The organism is Massilia sp. LC238, assembly GCF_000735635.1.
Taxonomy (GTDB): domain Bacteria; phylum Pseudomonadota; class Gammaproteobacteria; order Burkholderiales; family Burkholderiaceae_D; genus Telluria; species Telluria varians.
The window spans coordinates 13,493-34,681 of record NZ_JNNN01000074.1; the positions used below are offsets into that span (position 1 = coordinate 13,493).

The 21,189-nt window shown below is 68.5% G+C and carries 15 protein-coding genes; 10 read left to right on the forward strand and 5 right to left on the reverse strand.

The genetic code is table 11. The annotated features are described in order from the left end of the window. Nucleotides 1–2 precede the first annotated feature (2 nt). From kdpB to FG94_RS20225, 5 genes are all read left to right on the forward strand, one after another. Nucleotides 3–2,111, forward strand: a complete 2,109-nt coding sequence (kdpB, locus tag FG94_RS20205; protein WP_051996947.1) for a potassium-transporting ATPase subunit KdpB — start codon at nucleotides 3–5, stop codon at nucleotides 2,109–2,111. 10 nt (nucleotides 2,112–2,121) lie between these two features. Next, a complete protein-coding gene (gene kdpC, locus FG94_RS20210) occupies nucleotides 2,122–2,706 on the forward strand; it encodes a potassium-transporting ATPase subunit KdpC (RefSeq protein WP_036215428.1) in 585 nt (194 codons plus the stop codon). Nucleotides 2,707–2,709: 3 nt separating this feature from the next. Continuing rightward, nucleotides 2,710–5,418 carry a DUF4118 domain-containing protein gene (locus FG94_RS20215; RefSeq protein WP_036215431.1) on the forward strand — a complete coding sequence of 903 codons (2,709 nt, stop codon included), beginning with the start codon at nucleotides 2,710–2,712 and terminating at the stop codon, nucleotides 5,416–5,418. After that, on the forward strand, nucleotides 5,415–6,110 hold the full coding sequence (gene kdpE / locus FG94_RS20220; protein WP_036215434.1) for a two-component system response regulator KdpE: 696 nt from the start codon (nucleotides 5,415–5,417) through the stop codon (nucleotides 6,108–6,110). The genes FG94_RS20215 and kdpE overlap by 4 nt, the downstream gene beginning before the upstream one ends. 114 nt (nucleotides 6,111–6,224) lie before the next feature. Further along, nucleotides 6,225–7,382 (forward strand): sensor histidine kinase KdpD, encoded by a 1,158-nt coding sequence (locus FG94_RS20225; RefSeq protein ID WP_036215437.1) that lies wholly within the window; start codon nucleotides 6,225–6,227, stop codon nucleotides 7,380–7,382. 3 nt (nucleotides 7,383–7,385) lie between these two features. On the opposite strand, the gene FG94_RS20230 is transcribed toward FG94_RS20225, so the two are convergent. Beyond that, nucleotides 7,386–7,799, reverse strand: coding sequence for a putative quinol monooxygenase (locus FG94_RS20230; protein WP_081926102.1), 414 nt, complete (start codon nucleotides 7,797–7,799; stop codon nucleotides 7,386–7,388). Nucleotides 7,800–7,930: 131 nt separating this feature from the next. On the opposite strand from FG94_RS20230, the gene FG94_RS20235 reads away from it, so the two are divergent. Further along, nucleotides 7,931–9,559: a M28 family peptidase gene (locus tag FG94_RS20235; RefSeq protein ID WP_036215439.1), complete on the forward strand. Its 1,629-nt coding sequence runs from the start codon at nucleotides 7,931–7,933 to the stop codon at nucleotides 9,557–9,559. Nucleotide 9,560: 1 nt separating this feature from the next. On the opposite strand, the gene FG94_RS20240 is transcribed toward FG94_RS20235, so the two are convergent. The 3 genes from FG94_RS20240 to FG94_RS20250 form a co-directional block, all read right to left on the reverse strand. Then, nucleotides 9,561–12,134 (reverse strand): ATP-binding protein, encoded by a 2,574-nt coding sequence (locus tag FG94_RS20240; RefSeq protein WP_229446007.1) that lies wholly within the window; start codon nucleotides 12,132–12,134, stop codon nucleotides 9,561–9,563. An 81-nt stretch (nucleotides 12,135–12,215) separates the two neighbouring features. Further along, nucleotides 12,216–12,713 (reverse strand): urease accessory protein UreE, encoded by a 498-nt coding sequence (locus tag FG94_RS20245; protein ID WP_036215441.1) that lies wholly within the window; start codon nucleotides 12,711–12,713, stop codon nucleotides 12,216–12,218. After that, nucleotides 12,707–13,240: a GNAT family N-acetyltransferase gene (locus FG94_RS20250; protein ID WP_036215442.1), complete on the reverse strand. Its 534-nt coding sequence runs from the start codon at nucleotides 13,238–13,240 to the stop codon at nucleotides 12,707–12,709. The genes FG94_RS20245 and FG94_RS20250 overlap by 7 nt, the downstream gene beginning before the upstream one ends. Nucleotides 13,241–13,514: 274 nt before the next feature. On the opposite strand from FG94_RS20250, the gene FG94_RS20255 reads away from it, so the two are divergent. Both FG94_RS20255 and FG94_RS20260 read left to right on the forward strand, forming a co-directional pair. Continuing rightward, nucleotides 13,515–13,994, forward strand: coding sequence for a chemotaxis protein CheW (locus tag FG94_RS20255; RefSeq protein ID WP_036215444.1), 480 nt, complete (start codon nucleotides 13,515–13,517; stop codon nucleotides 13,992–13,994). 47 nt (nucleotides 13,995–14,041) lie between these two features. After that, the gene (locus FG94_RS20260) at nucleotides 14,042–15,652 is read left to right on the forward strand and encodes a methyl-accepting chemotaxis protein (protein WP_036215447.1); all 1,611 of its coding nucleotides are present in this window, start codon (nucleotides 14,042–14,044) and stop codon (nucleotides 15,650–15,652) included. A 66-nt stretch (nucleotides 15,653–15,718) separates the two neighbouring features. On the opposite strand, the gene FG94_RS20265 is transcribed toward FG94_RS20260, so the two are convergent. Beyond that, a complete protein-coding gene (locus FG94_RS20265; protein ID WP_036215449.1) occupies nucleotides 15,719–16,741 on the reverse strand; it encodes a porin in 1,023 nt (340 codons plus the stop codon). A gap of 291 nt (nucleotides 16,742–17,032) precedes the next feature. Here FG94_RS20265 and FG94_RS20270 point away from each other — a divergent pair, with 291 nt between their 5' ends. Further along, the gene (locus tag FG94_RS20270) at nucleotides 17,033–18,133 is read left to right on the forward strand and encodes an aldose epimerase family protein (protein ID WP_081926103.1); all 1,101 of its coding nucleotides are present in this window, start codon (nucleotides 17,033–17,035) and stop codon (nucleotides 18,131–18,133) included. A 289-nt stretch (nucleotides 18,134–18,422) separates the two neighbouring features. After that, a complete protein-coding gene (locus tag FG94_RS20275; RefSeq protein ID WP_036215453.1) occupies nucleotides 18,423–21,155 on the forward strand; it encodes a GAF domain-containing protein in 2,733 nt (910 codons plus the stop codon). Nucleotides 21,156–21,189 lie beyond the last annotated feature (34 nt).

The window sequence follows — 21,189 nt, forward strand, 5'->3', positions numbered from 1 at the left end:
TCATGAATACACCTGTCATCGAAGCACCCATTCCCCAGGCCCTGCCGGCACGCCGCAACCTGAATTTGTTCGACGCGAAACTGGTCGGTCCGGCCGTCGTCGATGCCTTGCGCAAGCTGCATCCGCGCATCCAGCTGCGCAGCCCGGTGATGTTCGTGGTCTATGCCGGCAGCATCCTGACCACTCTGCTGGCGCTCGACGCCCTGGCGGGGCAGGGCGAGGCGCCGGCCGGCTTCATCGCCGCCACCGCCGCCTGGCTGTGGTTCACGGTGCTGTTCGCGAACTTCGCCGAGGCGCTGGCCGAAGGCCGCAGCAAGGCGCAGGCCGCCTCGCTGCGCAGCCTGAAGCAGACCGTCATGGGCAAGAAGCTGCCGTCGCCGCAGCATGGCGCCACCTGGCACCCGGTGAAGTCGGAAGAGCTGCGCAAGGGCATGCACTTCCTGGTCGAGGCGGGCGACGTGATTCCGGTCGACGGCGAAGTCCTGGAAGGCGTGGCATCGGTCGACGAGAGCGCCATCACCGGAGAATCGGCGCCGGTGATCCGCGAGTCGGGCGGCGACTTCAGCGCCGTCACCGGCGGCACCCGCGTGCTGTCGGATTGGCTGGTGGTGCGCGTCACCGCCGACCCGGGCGAGACCTTCCTAGACCGCATGATCGGCATGGTCGAAGGCGCCTCGCGCAAGAAGACCCCGAACGAGGTCGCGCTGACCATCCTGCTGGTGGCATTGACCATTGTGTTCCTGGTGGTGACTGTCACGCTGCTGCCGTTCTCACTGTTCGCGGTGGAGGCTGCCGGCAGCGGCACGCCGGTGACGATCACGGTGCTGGTGGCACTGCTGGTCTGCCTGATTCCGACCACCATCGGCGGCCTGTTGTCGGCCATCGGCGTGGCCGGCATGAGCCGGATGATGGGCGCCAACGTCATCGCCACCTCGGGCCGCGCGGTCGAGGCGGCGGGCGACGTCGACGTGCTCATGATGGACAAGACCGGCACCATCACCTTCGGCAACCGCCAGGCCAGCGCCTTCCTGCCGGCGCCGGGCGTCACCGAACGGGAACTGGCCGACGTCGCGCAGCTCGCGTCGCTGGCCGACGAGACCCCGGAAGGGCGCAGCATCGCGGTGCTGGCCAAGAGCCGCTTCAACATCCGCGAGCGCGACATGGCGGCGCTGGACGCCAGCTTCGTGCCCTTCACGGCCCAGACACGCATGAGCGGCGTCGACGTCGGCGCGCGCCGCCTGCGCAAAGGCGCCGCCAGCGCCATCCGCGCTTACGTCGAGGCGTCAGGGCAGGCCTATCCCGCCGAGGTGGCGGCGCTCGCGGACGCCGCCGCGCGCCGCGGCAGCACGCCGCTGGTAGTGGCCGACGGCGGTCGCGTGATGGGCGTGGTCGAGCTGAAGGACGTGGTCAAGGGCGGCATCCGCGAACGCTTCGCGGAACTGCGCCGCATGGGCGTCAAGACCGTGATGATCACCGGTGACAACAGGCTGACCGCCGCCGCCATCGCGGCCGAGGCCGGGGTCGACGACTTCGTGGCCGAGGCCACTCCCGAGGACAAGCTGGCGCTGATCCGGCGCTACCAGGCCGAGGGCAAGCTGGTCGCGATGACCGGCGACGGCACCAACGACGCGCCGGCGCTGGCCCAGGCCGACGTGGCGGTGGCGATGGCCTCGGGCACCCAGGCCGCCAAGGAGGCCGGCAACATGGTCGACCTGGATTCGAACCCGACCAAGCTGCTCGAGATCGTCGAGATCGGCAAGCAGATGCTGATGACGCGCGGCGCATTGACCACCTTCTCGATCGCCAACGACATCGCCAAGTATTTCGCCATCGTGCCGGCGGCCTTCGTCGGCACCTATCCGGCGCTGCAGGCGCTCAACGTCATGCAGCTCGCCAGCCCGGCGTCGAGCATCATGTCGGCGGTGATCTTCAATGCCCTGATCATCGTGTTCCTGATCCCGCTGGCCCTGAAAGGGGTGCGCTACCGCGCGATTGGCGCCGCCAGCCTGCTGCGCCGGAACATGCTGGTGTACGGCCTGGGCGGCATTGTCCTGCCCTTCGCGGGCATCAAGCTGATCGACATGGCGCTGACCGCGCTGAACCTGGTTTGAGGAACCGAGCATGCAATCTGTCATTCGTCCCGCGCTGGTATTGTTCGGCGCATTGACCCTGGTCTGTGGAGTCGCCTATCCGCTGCTGGTCACCGGCGTCGCCCAGGCCGCCTTTCCCGAGCAGGCCGGCGGCAGCCTGGTGAAGCAGGGCGACCGGGTGGTCGGCTCGCGCCTGATCGGCCAGCATTTCAGCGCCCCGCGATACTTCTGGGGCCGTCCCTCCGCTACCGGCCCGATGCCGAACAACGGCGGCGGCTCGTCCGGCTCCAACCAGGGGCCGCTCAACCCGGCCCTGCACGATGCGGTCAAGGCCCGCATCGAAGCCTTGCGCGCCGGCGACCCGGAGAACCATGCGCCGATCCCGGTCGACCTGGTCACCGCATCGGGCAGCGGGCTCGATCCCGAGATCAGCCTGGCGGGCGCGCGCTGGCAGGCGGCCCGGGTGGCCAGGGCGCGCGGCCTTGCCCGCGCCGACGTCGAGCGACTGATCGATGCCCACGCCGAGGGCAACGCGGCCGGTCCCTTCGGCACCCCGCGCGTCAACGTTCTGGCCCTGAACCTGGCGCTGGACGCGCAGGTGCGCGATACTCGCTGAACGATGCCGAACAACGCTTCCCAACGACCCGACCCCGATGTCCTGCTTGCGCAGCTGCGCGAGCAGGAGCGCAGCGCCGCGCGCGGCAAGCTCCGCATCTACTTCGGTGCATCGGCCGGCGTCGGCAAGACCTGCGCGATGCTGCAGGAAGCGCACCGCTTGCGGGAGGAAGGCGCAAGCCCGCTGGTCGGCGTGGTCGAAACGCACGGGCGCGAGGAGACCGCACGCTTGCTCGACGGCCTCGAGGTGTTGCCGCGCCGCCAGGTCGAGCATCGCGGCGTGCGCATCGCCGAGTTCGACCTCGATGCCGCGCTGGCACGGCGGCCAGGGGTGATCCTGGTGGACGAGCTGGCGCATTCGAATGCGCCCGGCTCGCGCCATCCCAAGCGCTGGCAGGACGTCGAGGAACTGCTGGACGCCGGGATCGACGTGCTCACCACCGTCAACGTGCAGCACCTGGAAAGCCTGAACGACGTGGTCGGCGGCATCGCCGGCGTGCGGGTGGCCGAGACGGTGCCCGACGGCGTGTTCGACGCGGCGAGCGAGATCGTGCTGGTCGACCTCCCGGTCGACGCGCTGCTGGCGCGCCTCAAGCAGGGAAAGGTCTACCAGCCGGCCCAGGCCGAGCGCGCGGCCGGCAACTTCTTCAGGAAGGGCAACCTGATCGCGCTGCGCGAGCTGGCGCTGCGGCGCACCGCCGACCGAGCCGAGGACGAGGTGCGCGCCTGGCGCATCGAGCAGTCGGTCGAGGCGATCTGGAAGACCGGCGCCGGCCTGCTGGCCTGCGTCGGGCCGGACGGCGGAGCCGAACACCTGGTGCGCAGCGTCGCGCGCATGGCCTCGCAGCTGGGCACCAACTGGCATGCGCTCTACGTCGAGACGCCCGGCCTGTCGCGCATGCCGGGCCGCGCCCGCGAGCGCACGCTGGCCGCACTCCGGCTGGCCGCCAAGCTCGGGGCCGACACGTCCACGGTCGCGGGCGACGACGTCGCGCTGGCCGTGGTCGACTATGCCCGCAGCCACAACCTGTCGAAGATCGCGCTCGGCCGTTCCGGCGCACGCTGGCCCTGGCAGCGCCGGGTAGCGCGCCGTCTCGCGCGGCTGGCGCCCGGGCTCGACCTGATCGAGGTCGGCGCCCCGGCCGTCGCGGCCAAGCCCGAAACGGCGTCCGCCACGCGCGACGCCGCTCCGCGCGCGCTGCGGCCCCTGCCGCATCTGGCGGCGGCCGGCGCCGGCTTGCTTGCCGCAGCGGTCCTGATGCCGCTGCAGGACTGGCTCGACCCTGCCAACATCGCCATGCTGTTCCTGCTGGTGGTGCTGCTGGTGGCGGTGCGCTTCGGCCGCGCCCCTTCCGTCACCGCCACTTGCGTCGGCGTGGCCTGCTTCGATTTCTTCTTCGTGCCGCCGCACTTCACCTTCGCGGTGTCGGACTTCCAGTACCTGATCACCTTCGCGGTCATGCTGGCGGTCGGGCTCATCACGGGCCATCTCACGGCCGGTTTGCGCTTCCAGGCGCGGGTCGCGGCCCAGCGCGAGCGCCGCGTGCGGGCGCTGTACGAATTCGCGCGCGATCTCTCGGGCGTGCTGGTGGCGGACCAGGTGGTCGAGGCTACCCAGGCCGTCGTCCGCGACTCGTTCGGGGCCGGAGCGGTCCTGCTCGCGCCCGATGCGGACGGCAGGCTGGCCGTGCCCGGCGCCGTGCCGCCGGGTTTCGATGCGGGCATCGCCCAGTGGGCCTTCGATCATGCGCAAAGCGCCGGCCTGGGCACGGATACGCTGCCGGCCAGCCCGGTGTTCTACCTGCCGCTGGTGGCGCCGATGCGTACCCGCGGGGTATTGGCGATCGAGCCGGATGCCGGGCGCTGGGTCCTGGTTCCCGAGCAGCGCCGCCAGCTCGACGCCCTGGCGGCGCTGGCCGCGATCGCGCTCGAGCGCGTGCACTACGTCGAGGTCGCGCAGTCGGCCCTGGTCAGCATGGAGTCCGAGCGCCTGCGTAATTCGCTGCTGGCCGCGCTCTCGCACGACCTGCGCACGCCCCTCACGTCGCTGGTGGGCCTGTCGGAATCGCTCCTGCGCGGCGAGCCGCCGCTGGCGGAGCAGGCCGCCGGCCTGGCCGGGGCGCTGCACGAGGAGGCGCTGCGCATGAGCACCCTCGTGACCAACCTGCTCGACATGGCGCGCATCGAGAGCGGCCAGGTGCAGGTCAACCTCGACTGGCAGGCGCTGGAAGAGGTGGTCGGGAGCGCGCTGCGCGCCAGCCGCGCGGCCTTGCGCAGTCACCACGTGATGGTGCGCCTGCAGCACAACGTGCCTTTGCTGCGCTTCGACGCCGTACTGGTCGAGCGGGTGTTGTGCAACCTGCTCGAGAATGCCGCAAAATATACGCCGGCGGGTTCGCGCATCGAAGTGTCGGCGACGCTGCGCGGCGCGGTGGTGGAGGTCATGGTCTGCGACAGCGGTCCTGGCTTGAGCCCGGGGAGCGAGGATCGGATCTTCGGCAAGTTCACCCGAGGCGAGCGCGAATCGGCGCTGCCGGGCGTCGGCCTGGGGCTGGCCATCTGCCGCGCCATCGTCGAGGCGCACGGCGGCGGCATCCGCGCCTGTGCTTCGCCGCTGGGCGGCGCCGCCTTCGTGTTTTCGCTGCCGGCAGGCAGTCCGCCCGACATGCCGGACGCCGAACTCCCCGACGGCTTCGATGAAAGCAAGCAATGAGTGACAAACCGAGTGCCCTGCTGGTCGAGGACGAGCCCCACATCCGCCGCTTCGTGCGCGCCGCGCTGGAGCAGGAGGGCTGGCAGGTCCATGAGTCGGCCAGCATGGCGCGCGGCCTGATCGACGCCGGCACCCGCCGCCCCGAACTGGTGGTGCTCGACCTTGGCCTGCCCGACGGCGACGGCATCGACTTCATCCACGACCTGCGCAAATGGTCGGCGGCCCCGGTCATCGTGCTGTCGGCCCGTTCGATGGAGAGCGAAAAGATCCGCGCGCTGGACGCCGGCGCCGACGACTACCTTACCAAGCCTTTCGGCACCGGGGAACTACTGGCGCGCGTACGCGCCACGCTGCGGCGTCAGCGCCAGCCGCTTACCCGCGACGACGGCAGCGTGCGTTTCGGCAGCGTCGCCGTGTACCCGCAGGAACGCAGCGTCTCGCGCGACGGCAAGCACGTGCACCTCACGCCGACGGAGTACCGGTTGTTGTCGGTCCTGGTCGGCAATGCCGGCCGGGTCATGACCACCCCCCAGCTGCTGCGGGCGGTCTGGGGACCGGGCCATGCCGGAAACGGACACTATCTGCGCATCTACATGGGCCACCTGCGCCACAAGCTGGAGGACGACCCGGCCCAGCCGCGCCACCTGCTGACCGAAACCGGGGTCGGCTACCGCCTCTGGCTCGGCCAGTAGCCCGGCAGCGCTGCGCGACTGGGCCGCTGGCGGCCATTCCTTCACGCGCCGCCCGTAAAGACCGTCGTGTAGACTGGGGTCACGTTCTAATTTGACAACGCGACCGCTTTCCCGATGAGCGCCAACCTGACCGGACACCTGTCCCCGGACGATCCCGATTTGTCGCCCGTCACGCGGGCGATGGTGGCCTTGCGCCGCCCCATCATCGACGCCTGGATGATCGAGGTACGCGCCGCGGTGCCGCAGGCGCAGGAACTGGCCCCGCCGATCGCCGAGAACACCCTGCCGGCCTACTTCGATACCCTGGCTGCGCTGCTCACCCCGGGTCATTCGGCGCGCCTGCTCACCGACCTCGGCGCGCTCGCCAGCGAGCATGGCGGCGAGCGTGCGCGCATGACGAGCTACGATGCCACCGCCGTCATCCACGAGATGCAGATCTTCCGCAACGTCCTGTTCCGCGAACTGGCCCATCACGACGTGCTGCTGGACGAAGGGCAGCGCGCCACCTTGTTCGCCCACATCGACGCCACCATCCGCGAGAGCGCGAACGCCTTCACCGTGGTGCAGGCGGCCCTGCGCGAGCAGTTTGTCGCGGCGATGGCGCACGACCTGCGCACGCCGCTGTCCACGGCCCAGATGGCGGCCGAGATGATCAACCACACCTCGCAGGACCCGAACGCGCGCCGCTTCGCCGACAAGATCGTGGCCAGTACCCAGCGCATCGACGGCATGACGCGCGAGCTGCTCGACCGGATCGCCTTCTGCAAGACCGGCATGGTGACGCTGCAGATCGACCGCGTCGACCTGGTGGCGCTGGTGCGCGACGTCGTCCAGTCGGCCGAGGCTTTCCACCCCATCGCACTGGCGATCGATGCGGAGCCGCTCGAAGGCTGGTGGTGCGGCGAGGCGATCTGGCGCGCCGTCGAGAACCTGGTCAACAATGCGATCAAGTACGGCGACCACGAGGCGCCGATCCAGGTGACGGTATCGACCACGGCCGAGCGGGTGCAGCTGATGGTGCATAACCAGGGCCCGCCGATCGCGCCGGAAGACAGCGAGAGCATCTTCCAGCTGTACCGCCGCGCCGGCAAGCAGGGCCTGGCGGAGGGCAATGGCGAAGGCTGGGGCGTGGGCCTGCCTTATGTGCGGCGGGTGGCCGAAGCCCATGGAGGCAGCGTGATGATGTCCAGTTCCCTGGAAGAGGGCACCGCCTTCGTCATCGACATTCCGCTTGACGCGCGGCCCTTTGCCGGGGCGCCCACCGCCGCCTGAACGCTACGCGGACTTCTTCGACATCGTGGCGTGGCCGCCCACCGGTTCGGTCTCGAAGCGCTCGCCGAAGCCGGCGATCAGCGGACGTCCCTTGGCGATTGCCGCCTGCACCGCGGGCAGCGACAGCGAGGCCTTGTGGCTGTCCTGGTCGACCCAGGTCTCGGTGATCCACAGCGCATCGGCATCGAGCTTGTCCTTGGCGATGCCGTAGCTGAGGCAGCCCGGCATGGCGGCCGTGCCCTCCAGCAGGATGGCGATGAGGGCATCGCGCTGGCCCGGATGGGCGCGCATTTTTCCGATCAATCCGTACATGGGCGAAGCTTCCTTCTTGTGTTTCCCGGTCTGGGCCCGGGTGGCGAGGGGCAGGGCGGCCAGAGCAACCAGTGTGGTAGCGGCGGTGCGGCGGGTGATGGTCATGGCATGTCCCTGTTCGGTAGAAGGCAAGTATAGGCGCGCGAGGCAGGGCGCCGCAAGGCAGCCGCGCCGAATATGGTTGCCGGGTTAAGATGGCGCTTTTGCCGAGCCGGCATTCCTGAATGGATTCTTCGATGCGATTTTCCCCCCTTGCCCTGGCCGCCGCGCTGGGCCTGTCCACCCACGCCCTTGCCCAGCAGGCGCCCGCGGTCTCCGAACCGGTCCTGCGCGGCCACCTGGCCTTCCTCGCGGACGACCTGTTCGAAGGCCGCGGCACCGGCCAGCGCGGCGGCGAGCTTGCGGTGCGCTACCTCGAGACCCAGGCCGCGATCATCGGCCTGAAACCGGCCTTTCCCAAGGGCGAGGGCTACCGCCAGAAAGTCGAGATCGAAGGCACCAGGCTGCTGCCGGGCAGCGCGGTGAGCTTCCAGGCCGGATCCAGGCGCATCGTGCCGGAGATCGGCAAGGGCATCGTGTTCGGCACCGCCAGCGGGCGCACCCAGCTGTCTTTCGACGCGCCGCTGCTGTTCGTCGGCTACGGCGTATCGGCCCCCGAGGAGAAGTGGGACGACTACAAGGGCCTCGACGTCAAGGGCAAGATCCTGGTCATGATGGTCAACGACCCGCAGCCCACCGTGGAAGAACCGAAGCGCTTCGCCGGCAAGGCCTACACCTGGTACGGGCGCTGGCTGTACAAGTTCGAGGAAGCCGTGCGCAAGGGCGCGGCCGGGGTGCTGCTGATCCATACGCTGCCGTCCTCGTCCTACCCGTGGAGCGTGCCGGCCAACGGCTTCTCGCACGAGCGCTTCCACCTGGCGGGGCCGGGCAACCCGGTCGAAGGCTGGCTGCACGAAGAGACTGCGCGCGAGCTGTTCGCAGCCGGCGGCTTCGACCTCGACAAGCTGCGCGCCCAGGCCGAGCGGCGCGACTTCCGTCCTGTGGACCTCAAGATCGCCGCTCACGTCGAGATCAAGTCCGCCATCCGCATGGTCGAGCAGTACAACGTGGCCGGCATCGTGCCCGGCACCGACCCGAAACTGAAGGAACAGGCGGTGGTGTATTCCTCGCACTGGGACCACATGGGCATCGACGAGAAGCCCCAGCCCGGTAAAACGGACCGCATCTACAACGGCGCCATCGACAACGCCTCCGGCACCGCCGCGCTGCTGGCAATGGCCGCCGAGGCGGTGAAGAAGCCGGCGCGCCGCACCCAGGTGTTCCTGTGGCCGGCGGCCGAGGAGCAGGGCCTGCTGGGCAGTGCCGCCTACGTGAAGAACCCGGCGGTGCCGCTGGCCCGGACCGCCGCCGACCTGAATCTCGACAGCCTGAACTTCGTCGGCAAGACGAAAGACATCGGGGTGCCGGGCGCCGAGCGCAGCACCCTGTACGACACCGCCGCCCAGGTGGCGAAGGGAATGGGACTGAAGCTGGCGCCGACCATCCCCGACCTGTCGGGTGCCTACTTCCGCGCCGACCACTTCAATTTCGCCAAGGCGGGCGTGCCGGCCTTTAACGTGGGCTCGGCCGTGTTCTCGGGCGACGGCCACTTCGAGTTCGCCCACGACCACGCCGCCTCGAGCGAGAAGATGGTGGGCTTCAAGAAGGACTACCACCAGGTGAGCGACGAGTACCGCCCCGAGTGGGACCTGTCGGGCATGGTGCAACAAGCCCAGTTCACCCTCAACCTGGGCTATGCGGTGGCCAACGCGCCCACCATGCCGTCCTGGAAGAAGGGTGACCCCTTCGGCAGCGTGAAACGCTGAACTACGCGCTGGAAGGCTCGGCCGCGGCGCCGGCCAGGATCTTCTCCAGCGCCGCCATGTCCACCGGTTTCACCAGGTGGTGGTCGAAGCCGGCTTGCGCGCTGTTGCGCCGGTCCTGGTCCTGGCCGTAGCCGGTCACCGCCACCAGGGTCGCACCGGCGGTGGCCGGGTGCCGGCGCAGGCGGCGCGCCAGTTCGTAACCGTCCATCTCCGGCAGCCCGATGTCGAGCAGGCAGAGCTCGGGCGCGAAGCTGGCGGCCTGCGCCAGCGCCTCGAGCGAGTCGTGCTCGACCCGCACCTCATGTCCCTGCGCGCCCACGTACATCGACAGCATCTGGGCCGCGTCGACGTTGTCGTCCACCACCAGCACCCTGAGGCTCGATCCTGGCGCCGCGTCGCCGGCGTCGCCGTCCGCGTCGCCGGCGCGTTCATGGCAGCGCGGCAGGCGCACCGTGAAGCTGCTTCCCATGCCATGGCCGGCGCTGCTCACATGGACGCTGCCGCCGTGCAGCTCGACCAGGCTGCGCACCAGCGCCAGGCCTATCCCCAGGCCACCGAGCGAACGGTCGGGCGTGCGCTCGCCCTGCACGAACATGTCGAAGGCGCGCTCCTGTTCCGTGGGCAGCATGCCGATGCCGTTGTCGCGCACCTCCACCATCACGGTCTCGCCGGCGCTGCTCACCGCCACCGCGATGCGGCCGCCGCGCTCGGTGAACTTGGCCGCGTTGTGCAGCAGGTTGCCGACCACCTGCACCAGGCGCTTGCGGTCGCCCAGCACGAAGCAGGGCTGGGGCAGCAGCTGCACCTCCAGGCGGTGCTCCTTGCCGTGCACCAGGGCCTGCACCTGTTCGGCGGCGTCCTGCACGACCGCATTGATGTCGATGCGCTCCTTGGTCAGGACCACCAGGCCGCGCGTGACGCGCGAGACGTCCAGCAGGTCGTCCACCAGGCCGGCCATGTGACGCGCCTGGCGCGCGATGATGGCGCTGATCTGCTTGACGCGCGCCGGCTCGAGGCTGTCCTGGCCGAGCAGCTGGGCGCCCGAGGAGATCGGCGCCAGCGGGTTGCGCAGCTCGTGCGCCAGCATCGCCAGGAATTCGTTCTTGCGCTGGTCGGCCTGGCGCAGGGCTTCCTCGGCGCGCACGCGCTCGGTGATGTCCTGCATGCTGCCGCGCAGCGCCACCACCCGGCCGTCGGGCCCGTGCACGCTCTCGCAGCGGTAGTCGAGCCAGATGCGGTGGCCGTCGGCGTGGAAGGCGTGCAGCTGCAGCTTGCCGCTGCCGCCCTGGCGCACCAGTTCTCCGGTGAGGCGCTGCACCTGCAGCCACGACTCTTCGCTCAGCACGGTGCCGCGCTGCTGCGGGAAGGGCGGCATCGGGCGCCCGAAGATGTGGGGAACCGAATCGGAGACCTCGATTTCTTCGCTGCCCTGCTTCCACTGCCAGGTGCCGAAACGCGCCAGCATGTGGGTCTCGCGCAGCGCCGATTCCTTGGCGGCCAGCTGGCGCGAGCGCTCCGACAGCAGCGTGGCGGCATCGGCCATGGCCGACGCCACTTCCGCGGCCTCGCGCACGTGCACGTCTTCGAGGGGCGGCAGCGTGTCGCCCACGCCGAGCGCCTGAGCCCGGCCCGTAAGCGCCTGCACCGAGCGCGCCAGGCGGCCGCCGATCAGCCAGGCCAGGCACAGGCCGATCGCGAACAGAGCCGCGGCCACCCCGGCCATCAGGGCAAGCTGGTCCATCAACTCCGTGCGCAGGGATTCACGCGGGATGCCGATCGCCACGCCCCAGCCGCTCAGGGGCGAGCGCGCGTAGCTGGTGAGGAGCGGCTTGCCTTCGCGCGAGCGCGAGGCGATCGTGCCTTCCTGCTGGCGGCTGGCCGCGTCGCGCAACAGCGGGTTGACCGGCTGGCCGATCGACTTGTCGCGGTTGATGTTGCGGTTGAAGATGATCCCCTTGCGGTCGAACAGCGAGGCGACGGCGCCTTCCGGCACCGAGGTCGGGCCCAGCAGGCTGTCGAACTCTTCCGGACCCAGGCCGATGCTCAGCACGTAGCGCACCTGGCCGCGCACGCGCACCGGCACGTCGACGCTGGCCAGCGCGCTCTTGCGCAGCTGGCCCTGGAACACGTCCGACACCGCCGGCTGGCCGGTGACGAAGACCTGCTCGATGGAAGGGGTGGGGTGGCGCGGCAGCGGGGTGCCGTAGTCGACCGCGGTGTTGATCAGCTGCTGGCCGCTACGGTCGCGCAGCACCGCGTTCATGCGTCCGCCGGCCAGCGCCAGCGCTTCGCGCGCCTGGTAGTGGGTGCGGGCGAAGTCCTCGGCCGCGAGGGCGTCGATGGTAGACAGGGTCTGGGCGATCGAGCGCGCCTCGCGCAGCTTGTTGTCGGTGCTGTGCACCAGGGCGCGCACCGTCTGCAGCGTGTTCTTCTCGATCTGGGCACGCGCCTTCTGGTACTGGTGGACGAACAGGATTGACGCTCCGATGACGCCGGGCAGCAGGGTAGCCAGCACCAGCCAGAGCAGGTAGGCGCGCAGGGGCCTGCGGACGATCGAGGAGCTGGTGCCGGTCACGTTGTATTCTGGACACTTGGTAATGCCTGATTCTACGTGACATTTCACATGAGCACCGACTTAGTATGTGCCCGAGGGCGTTCAGGCGCCGTCCACCTCGACCGGGCGATGGTGTTTCCGTGGCAGCGTTGCCGGCCGGTTGCCGGCGCCTGCGAGCGTGGCGGCGCAGGCGTCCGCTTCCGGTTCGAACGCGGCCAGCTCTTCCTCCACCGCGGCGCCCAGTCCCAGCACCAGGTCGCGCAGCACCGGTTCGGCGCGCATGCGCAAGCCCCAGGCGCATACCTGTAGCCGGGCGTGGCGCTTGCCGAGCTGGTAGGCGCAGCGCGCCAGCACCAGCGGATCGGGGCAGCGCAGCGCATAGGTCGGTTCAGGCGCGGCCGCCACGCGCACCACGCGGCCGTCGTCGCCGCGCAGCAGGTCGCCGTGGCGCAGCGGGGCGCCGCGCGGCAGGAACAGCGCGACCTCTTCGCCGCAGGCCAGGGTGGCGCGCATGCGGCAGCGCTCGCGCCGGTCCCAGGGCAGCGCCAGGGTGCCGTGCACCCGCGTGGCCGCGTCGATGCGGGTATTCAGGATCAGCATGGGCGCACGCGCGAGAACAGGGTCTTGTACCAGATCGCCGCGGCGCGCCAGTGCCCGTTCGGGGTCGAGCAGTACTCGGGCAGTTCGCCCACGCGGACGTAGCCGGCCTTGCCGACCAGCTGCTCGGCCGTGGCGCCGGCTTCGGTTTCGAGGAACAGCAGGCCGCGGCGCAGCGACAGCGCCTCGATCTCGGCCGCTTCCAGCAGGGCGCTGCCGATGCCGCGCCGCCGCATCGTGCAATGCACCAGCATCTTCTGCAGTTCGGCGCGGTTGCTGCCGTTCGGTTTCTGGCACAGGTCGAGCTGCACGCTGCCGACCAGCACTCCGGTGCGCTCGGCGGCCAGCAGCACGCGGGTGCCGCGCGCCACTTCGCGCTCCACGCCGCACCAGTACGTCTCGAGCTGCACGTCGTCGAGGCCCGCCAGGAAACCAAGCGAATGGCCATCGGCGACCGCGTCCAGCAACAGGGTGGCGAGCTGGGTGCGCACCTTTCCGATGGCGCGCGCATCGAGTCTGCGGATGATCATGCCTGCCTCCCTGGTGATGTATGACCCCTTGGTCCATGCAGGATACGTGCCAGTCCATCGAAAGCGACGAACGGTCGTGCGATATGTTTTCTGAACAATAAGAACTCAGCGGTAAGCGGGACAAAGGCGTTGCAAGGGCGCCATACCGTGCACCGTTTTGGCAAAAAAATCGCCCTGTCTTGCCGTTTCGCCATCGAATCCGCACCGGATTGGACGTAATGTATCTTGCGCTCAGGCAATATGATCTCGCGCAAGAAACCAGAAAGTGACAACGATGGATACCCACAAGACCAACCAAGACAACGAAGTGCTGTCCTTCCGCCTGGCGAAGGAAGAGTACGCAATCAGCATCCTGAAAGTGCAGGAAATCCGCGGCTACGACGAGCCCACGATGCTGCCGAACGCACCGGCCTGCATCAAGGGGATCATGAACCTGCGCGGCTCGATCGTGCCGATCGTCGACATGCGCATCCTGTTCAACCTGGGCGAGCCGAGCTACGACCAGTTCACCGTCGTCATCGTGCTGAACATCAGGAACCACGTGATCGGAATGGTGGTCGACAGCGTCTCGGACGTGGTCACCCTGATGGACGAACAGATGCGTCCGGCGCCCGACATGGGCGCTACCACCGACGGCGACACCATCCTCGGCCTGGGCACGGTCGGCGAGCGCATGCTGATCGTGCTCGACATCGACAAGCTGATGAGCTCCGAGCAGCTCGGCCTGATCACCAACGTACAGAAAGCCGCCTGAGCGGATACCACCCACCGCGCAGGACATCCAGCCATAAGGAGAACCACATGAACCTCGCCAACCTGAAAATCGGCACGCGCCTCGGCCTCGGCTTCGGCCTGCTCTGCGTCCTGCTCGTGTGCATGATCGTGATGAGCACGACTATGCTGGGCCGCATCAATGCAGGCACCGATGAAATCGTCAACAACCGCATGCCGAAACTCGAGATGACCGGTCATCTGCTCGGCCAGGTCGACGTGATCGCCATCGCACTGCGCAACATGATGCTCAACGAAGAGCGCAGCGACCGTACCAAGCAGATCGAGGCAATCGCCGCCGCGCGCAAGGCGATCGAGGCCGACATGACCCAGCTGGACAAGACCCTGCAGAATCCGCAGGCACGCGCGCTGCTGGACCGGATGAAGCAGCAGGCCGGCCGCTACCTGCAGGGCCAGGAGCAGCTGCTCAAGCTCGTCAACGACGGACTGGACGAGGAAGCGCGCCAATACCTGGCCGAAGAGCTACGTCCCAGGATGGCGGAGCTGAAGAAGGACATCAACGAGCAGGCGGCCTTGCAGAAATCGATCGCCATGGACAAGGCTGGCGAAGCCCAGCGTACCTACGACAACACCGTCCGCATGATGTGGGCACTGGGCGCGCTCGCCCTGGCCCTGGCGGCAGGCGTGGCATGGTGGATCACCCGTTCGATCACCCGCCCGGTGCAACGCGCGCTGGAAGTGGCGAATACGGTCGCCGCCGGCGACCTGAGCAGCCGCATCGAGGTGACGACCCGTGACGAAGCCGGCCAGCTCCTGCAGGCGCTGAAGGCCATGAACGAGAACCTAGCGCGCACCGTCGGCACAGTGCGCAGCGGCACCGATGCCATCACCGTGGCCGCCTCGGAAGTCGCGGCCGGCAGCCAGGACCTCTCGAGCCGTACCGAACAGCAGGCGTCCTCGCTGGAAGAAACCGCGTCCTCGATGGAAGAACTGACCTCGACCGTCAAGCAGAACGCCGACAATGCGCGCCAGGCCAACGTGCTGGCGGAAGCGGCCTCGCAGGTGGCGCTGCGCGGCGGCACCGTGATCGGCCAGGTGGTGGGCACCATGTCCGACATCGATGCATCGGCCGGCAAGATCAGCGACATCATCGGCGTGATCGACGGCATCGCCTTCCAGACCAACATCCTGGCCCTGAACGCCGCCGTCGAGGCGGCGCGTGCGGGCGAGCAGGGCCGCGGCTTCGCGGTGGTGGCGACCGAAGTGCGCAACCTGGCGCAGCGTTCGGCGGCGGCGGCCAAGGAAATCAAGGCCCTGATCAACGACTCGACCGACAAGGTCGCGAACGGCAGCAAGCTGGTGGCCGAAGCCGGCGCCACGATGCAGGAGATCGTCGACAGCGTGCGCCGCGTGACCGACATCATGGGCGAGATCACCTCGGCCAGCCAGGAGCAGACCGCCGGCATCGAGCAGATCAATCAGGCCGTGGTCGAGATGGACCACGTGACGCAGCAGAACGCCGCGCTGGTGGAAGAAGCGGCCGCCGCCGCCGAAGCGATGAAGGACCAGGCGGCCAAGCTGAACGCGGCGATGGCGGCCTTCCGCATCGGCGCCGGCGAACAGGCGGCGCCGGAACCCGTGCGCGCACCGCAGCGTGCCTTGAAGGCGCTCGCGGCGTAAGAACGCCAGGGGCAAAAAAAAACGGCAAGCCGCATGGGCTTGCCGTTTTTGCTTGCGGACGCTCGTTTAGAACGAGTGACGCACACCCACGTTGAACACCGACGGATCGGCGCCGAGCGCGGTAGCCGGCGGTGCGAAAGTACCGCCCGCCGAAGCCAGGCCGAAGGCTGCGCGGCCGTTGTTACGCACGCGGCCATACGAGCTGTACAGGTTGGTACGCTTGGACAGGGTGTAGCTGTAGGCGACCGAGAAGCCATTGCCCTTGGCGCCGGTTGCCAGCTTCTGCTGGTGGCCCGACAGGTAGAACTTGTTCGGGCCCGAGGTGAACACGCCGCCCAGGGTGATGAACTTGTACTCGTTGTTCGCGCCGGTCGGATCGGCTTCCAGGTAGGCCGCGCGCAGGTCGAAGGCGCCGAAGTTGTAGCCGGCGCCGAGTGCGTATTCCTTGTCGTCGCCGGTGGCCAGGCGCTCGGTCTGCTGGTAGCCCGCGCCCAGGTACAGCGGGCCGTTCTTGTATTCGAGGGCGGCGCCGACCAGGTTGCCCGACGGGTCGTCGGTCTGGCGTTCGCCGGCGCTGTAGGCGGCCAGGAAAGTCAGGCCGCTCAGGTCGTTGCTCTTGTAGTTCACCGAGTTCGACAGGCGGCGGGTCAGGCGGCCGTTGCCGAAGCTGGTCAGGGTCGAGCCGTAGAAGCCGTGGCCGAGCGGGTCGGCCGACTGGGCCACCGCGGCGATCGGGCCGTATTCGCGGCCGATGGTCACGGTACCGAAGGAACCCTGCAGGCCGACGACGGCGCGGCGCTGGAAGGTGCCGGCGGCATCCTGGGCGCCGCTGTCGAGGGCGACGCCGGCTTCGATGTTGAAGAGCGCCTTCAGGCCATTGCCCAGGTCCTCGGTGCCACGGAAGCCGATGCGGCTGGTGGACTGGGTGCCCGAGCTGATCACGGTGCGGCTGTCTTCACCCGGTGCGTCGGTGTCTTCGATGCCGACCGAGGCATCGGCGATGCCGTAGATCTGGACGCTGGTTTGCGCTTGGGCGGCTGCCAACGGCAGGAGGGACAGCATGGCGATGGCCAGACTCTTCTTTTTCATTGATATCTCCAGTGTGGATGAATGGTGTTTCCGAACGCCGTTCTTGTTGTCGATTTAAATATTGACAGAAACGTACAGTTGCAAAAAGCTTACATTACCAGTGCACTCGAAATGATGCCACGATTCGTTAGCTCTTTGCTTATTCGGTTTTTGGAAAGCATGTGCGCGTCGCCAAAAAGCTGCACGATCCAACGCAAACTAAGTGGTTCTACTTAGGGTGCTGTTGTATTTAGGTAACGAAACCGCCATGCCGGACGGGCGGGCTACGTTGCGCAGGACTGTCTGCACACCATGTTAGGATCGGTTCATCGACCCACATCCAAGGACAAGAACAACGTGCGCACCGGTATTACACAAGCCCCCTTCGGCACACTGCCGGACGGCCAGGCCATCACCCAGTTCACGCTCACCAATGCCGGCGGCATGGTAGCCAGGATCATCGACTTCGGCGGCATCATCACCGAGCTGCACGCCCCGGACCGTGACGGCAGGCTGGCCGACGTCGTGCTGGGCTTCGACACGCTCGCACCCTACGGATGCGACAGCCCGTATTTCGGGGCCCTGATCGGGCGTTATGGCAACCGCATCGCCAAGGGCCGGTTCACGCTCGACGGCCGGGAATATGCGCTGCCGACCAACAACGGCAACAATCACCTGCATGGCGGCGTCCCCGGTTTCGACCGGGTGAAGTGGAGCGCCACGGTGGAAGGCGACAGCCTGCGCCTGGCCTACACCAGCCGCGACGGCGAGCAGGGCTACCCGGGCACGCTGGACGTCACCGTGGTGTATGAACTCCTCGATGCCAACGAACTCGTCGTCCGCTTCCATGCCGTGACCGACGCGCCCACGCCGGTCAACCTGACCCAGCACAGCTACTTCAACCTGGCCGGTGGCGGCGACATCCTCGGCCACATCCTCTCCATCGATGCCGATGCGTTTGTCGCCATCGACGAGGAATCGATCCCGACCGGGGCGCTGGCGCCGGTGGAGGGCACGCCCTTCGATTTCCGCACGCCGCGTCCGATCGGTTCGCGCATCGAGGAAGACGACGTCCAGCTGCGCAATGGCCAGGGCTACGACCACTGCTTCGCCCTCGACAAGCCGAACGGCAAGGGCATGACGCGCGCAGCCCGCGTGCTCGAGCCGAACTCCGGCCGGGTGCTGGAGCTGTTCACCGAAGAACCGGGCGTGCAGTTCTACAGCGGGAACTTCCTGGACGGCTCGCTCACCGGCAAGGGGCAGACCTATGCCCATCGCAGCGGCTTGTGCCTGGAGCCGCAGCACTTCCCCGATTCGCCCAACCAGCCGCATTTCCCGAACGTGATCCTGCGTCCGGGCGAGGTGTACCAGACCGAGTCGCGCTTCCGCTTCTCTGTTGATCGCCAAGGCTGATCACTCCAGTGAGATGTCCAGCCGCTCGATCAGGTCAAGCGGGCGGCGCGCGACAGCAGCCATGGTACGGAATACAAGCTGCGCCGCGCCTTTTCCACCCAGCTGGGTGTCCTGCCCAGCGAGTACCAGTCGCGTTTCAGCTAGTCCGGCGCTATCGCGCGCGGCTCATCCGGATAGCTCGTTATAATCGTCCGCTTACAAAAAGTTAGCGGCGATACAACAAACCACGGCGACAGGTTTCCCACTCCTGCGACCGGGCGCCGCGTGGAATCGAACCGGGACTATCCTGATGAGTAACGAAAGCAGTCTCTCCCTTCTTGCGGAAGGTAGCGCGACGCTGCCCGGCCAGGCGATCGAACGTCCCTGGCCCGTCTTCCCCTCCGTCAAGCCCGACAATTGGCCAGAAGGCATGCAAGCCATCGCCGACCTGATCGTCGCCTCGCAGTTTCCGATGGCGATCGCCTGGGGGCCGGAGCTCAGGCTGTTCTATAACGACGCCTATGCCTTCCTGCTGGGCGACAAGCATCCCGGCGCCATGGGCCAGCCGCTCCCGCTGGTGCGGCCGGAACTCTGGCCGCGCCTGCAGCCCTACGTCATGGAAGTCCTGTCGGGCCAGCCGGCCCAGTTCGAGAATGCGCTGCTGGAGTTCCACCGCAACGGCAAGCTGGAACGGCGCTACTTCTCGTCCTCGATCACCCCGGTACGCCACGATGGCGAGATCATCGGCGTGTATTTCGTGCTGTCCGACTGCACCTCGCGCGTGCTCGCCGAGCAGCGCCATGCCTTCCACCTGAAGCTGAGCGACACGCTGCGCGGCCTGATCGATGCGGTGGACGTGATGCAGGCCGCGAGCCGGCTGACCGGCGAATACCTCGGCGTGGCGCGGGTCGGCTACGGCGAGATCGACAGCTCCGGCCGCCTGGTGAGCGTGGACCGCGACTGGACCGACGGCGGCATCGCCAGCCTGGCGGGAGAATCGCGCGAACTCGACAGCTTCGGGCCGGCCATCATCGACCAGTTGCGCCGCGGGCGCACCCTGCGCCTGGACGATATCTCCCTGGACGAGCACGCGGCGCCGTATGCGGCCGGCTATGCCAGCATCGACGCGCGCTCGATGATCATCGTGCCGCTGATCGAAGAGGGACGCCTGGCGGCCATCTTCTACCTGCACGAGCAGCGCGTGCGCCACTGGAGCGACCAGGAAGCCGCGCTGGCCGAGGACGTGGCGCGCCATACTCGCGAGGTGGTGCGGCGCGCCCGCGTCGAGGAATCGCTGCGCGACGAGAAGCGCGTGCTCGAGATGGTCAACCGCACCGGCCAGGCGCTGGCCTCGACCCTCGACTTGGACACGCTGCTGCAGGCGATCACCGACGCCGGCACCGAGCTGGCGGGGGCGCGCTTCGGCGCCTTCTTCTATAACGCAGAAGACGAGCATGGCGAGCGCCTGCAGCTGTACACCCTGTCCGGCGCCCTGCGCGAGGACATGGAGCGCCTGGACAAGCCGCGCGCCACCGAGATCTTCCGCCCCACCTTCGATGGCGAAGGCGCGATCCGCAGCGACGACATCACCGCCGATCCGCGCTATGCGCAGCTGGGCCCCGGCAGCGGCATGCCCCCCGGCCACCTGGCAGTGCGCAGCTACCTGGCGGTGCCGGTGGTGTCGCGTGCGGGGCAGGTGCTGGGCGGGCTGTTCTTCGGCCATCCGGAAGCGGGCGTGTTCACCGAGCGCACCGAACGCATCGTCGCCGGCGTGGCCGGCCAGGCCGCCATCGCAATGGACAATGCGCGCCTGTACGAGGTGGCCCAGAAGTCGGCGCAGGAACGCGACGCGCTGCTGCAGAGCGAGCGCGCGGCGCGCGTGCAGGCCGAGCGCCTGAGCCATGCCAAGGACGAGTTCCTGGCGATGCTGGCGCATGAGCTGCGCAATCCGCTGGCGCCGATCAGCAGTTCGGCCAGCCTGCTGTCGATGCAGTTCAAGGACGAGCCGCGCATCCGCCAGACCAGCACCATCATCAGCCGCCAGGTGCGCCACATGAGCCGCCTGATCGACGACCTGCTGGACGTGTCGCGCGTCACGCGCGGGCTCGTCAAGCTCAAGCTGGACGTGGTCGACTTCCGCGACATCGTTTCGGGCGCGCTCGACCAGGCGCGCCCGCTGCTCGAAGAAAAGAGCCATGCAGTGCAGCTGGCCTTGCCGCCCGCTCCCGTGTACGTGCGCGGCGACCAGACCCGCCTGGTGCAGAGCGTGACCAACATCCTCAACAACGCGGCCAAGTACACCCAGAAGGACGGACGCATCGCGCTGGCGCTCGACAGCAGGGACGGGCGCATGTCCCTGGACATCAGCGACAACGGTTCCGGCATGCCGCCGGAGCTGCTGCCGAGCGTGTTCGACCTGTTCACCCAGGGCGCACGCACGCTGGCGCGTTCGCAGGGCGGGCTCGGGCTGGGCCTGACCCTGGTCAAGCGCCTGATCGAGCTGCACGGCGGCGAGGTTGGCGCGCACAGCGACGGCGTCGGCCTGGGCAGCCGCTTCACGCTCGTGCTGCCCTGCGTGGAGGCGGCGCCCGACGCCGGCGCGGCGACGGGGCCGCTGCAGCAAGAAAGCGCGCGGCTGGACCGGCCGCTGCGCCTGGTCCTGGTGGACGACAATGCCGATGCGGCCGACAGCCTGTCGCAGCTGCTGGGCGTGCAGGGCTATCACACGGCGGTCGAGTACGACGCGCGCTCGGCCCTGCGCCGCGCGCGCGCCGAGCGCCCGGATGCCATGCTGGTCGACATCGGCCTGCCCGACATCGACGGCTATCACCTGGCGCAGCAGCTGCGCGCGATGCCGGAAACGCGCCACACGGTGCTGGTGGCGATCACCGGCTACGGCCAGGACAGGGACCGCGAGCGCGCCATCGAGGCCGGCTTCGCCCACCACCTGGTCAAGCCGGTGGACATGACGGCGCTGGGGCGCGTCCTGGAATCGGTCGGCGCCGGCGCGGCGCGGGCGGAGTCGCTGGCGGCCGCGCCCTGACGAAGCGCCGGCCAGGCGGTTATCATGGGCGCTC

Excerpts from the sequence above, each read along its gene's own strand:
- kdpB (WP_051996947.1), top strand. The coding sequence starts at position 3 with ATGAATACACCTGTCATCGAAGCACCCATTCCCCAGGCCCTGCCGGCA.
- kdpC (WP_036215428.1), top strand. The coding sequence starts at position 2,122 with ATGCAATCTGTCATTCGTCCCGCGCTGGTATTGTTCGGCGCATTGACC.
- FG94_RS20215 (WP_036215431.1), top strand. The coding sequence starts at position 2,710 with ATGCCGAACAACGCTTCCCAACGACCCGACCCCGATGTCCTGCTTGCG.
- kdpE (WP_036215434.1), top strand. The coding sequence starts at position 5,415 with ATGAGTGACAAACCGAGTGCCCTGCTGGTCGAGGACGAGCCCCACATC.
- FG94_RS20225 (WP_036215437.1), top strand. The coding sequence starts at position 6,225 with ATGAGCGCCAACCTGACCGGACACCTGTCCCCGGACGATCCCGATTTG.
- FG94_RS20230 (WP_081926102.1), bottom strand. The coding sequence starts at position 7,799 with ATGACCATCACCCGCCGCACCGCCGCTACCACACTGGTTGCTCTGGCC.
- FG94_RS20235 (WP_036215439.1), top strand. The coding sequence starts at position 7,931 with ATGCGATTTTCCCCCCTTGCCCTGGCCGCCGCGCTGGGCCTGTCCACC.
- FG94_RS20245 (WP_036215441.1), bottom strand. The coding sequence starts at position 12,713 with ATGCTGATCCTGAATACCCGCATCGACGCGGCCACGCGGGTGCACGGC.
- FG94_RS20250 (WP_036215442.1), bottom strand. The coding sequence starts at position 13,240 with ATGATCATCCGCAGACTCGATGCGCGCGCCATCGGAAAGGTGCGCACC.
- FG94_RS20255 (WP_036215444.1), top strand. The coding sequence starts at position 13,515 with ATGGATACCCACAAGACCAACCAAGACAACGAAGTGCTGTCCTTCCGC.
- FG94_RS20260 (WP_036215447.1), top strand. The coding sequence starts at position 14,042 with ATGAACCTCGCCAACCTGAAAATCGGCACGCGCCTCGGCCTCGGCTTC.
- FG94_RS20265 (WP_036215449.1), bottom strand. The coding sequence starts at position 16,741 with ATGAAAAAGAAGAGTCTGGCCATCGCCATGCTGTCCCTCCTGCCGTTG.
- FG94_RS20270 (WP_081926103.1), top strand. The coding sequence starts at position 17,033 with ATGTTAGGATCGGTTCATCGACCCACATCCAAGGACAAGAACAACGTG.
- FG94_RS20275 (WP_036215453.1), top strand. The coding sequence starts at position 18,423 with ATGAGTAACGAAAGCAGTCTCTCCCTTCTTGCGGAAGGTAGCGCGACG.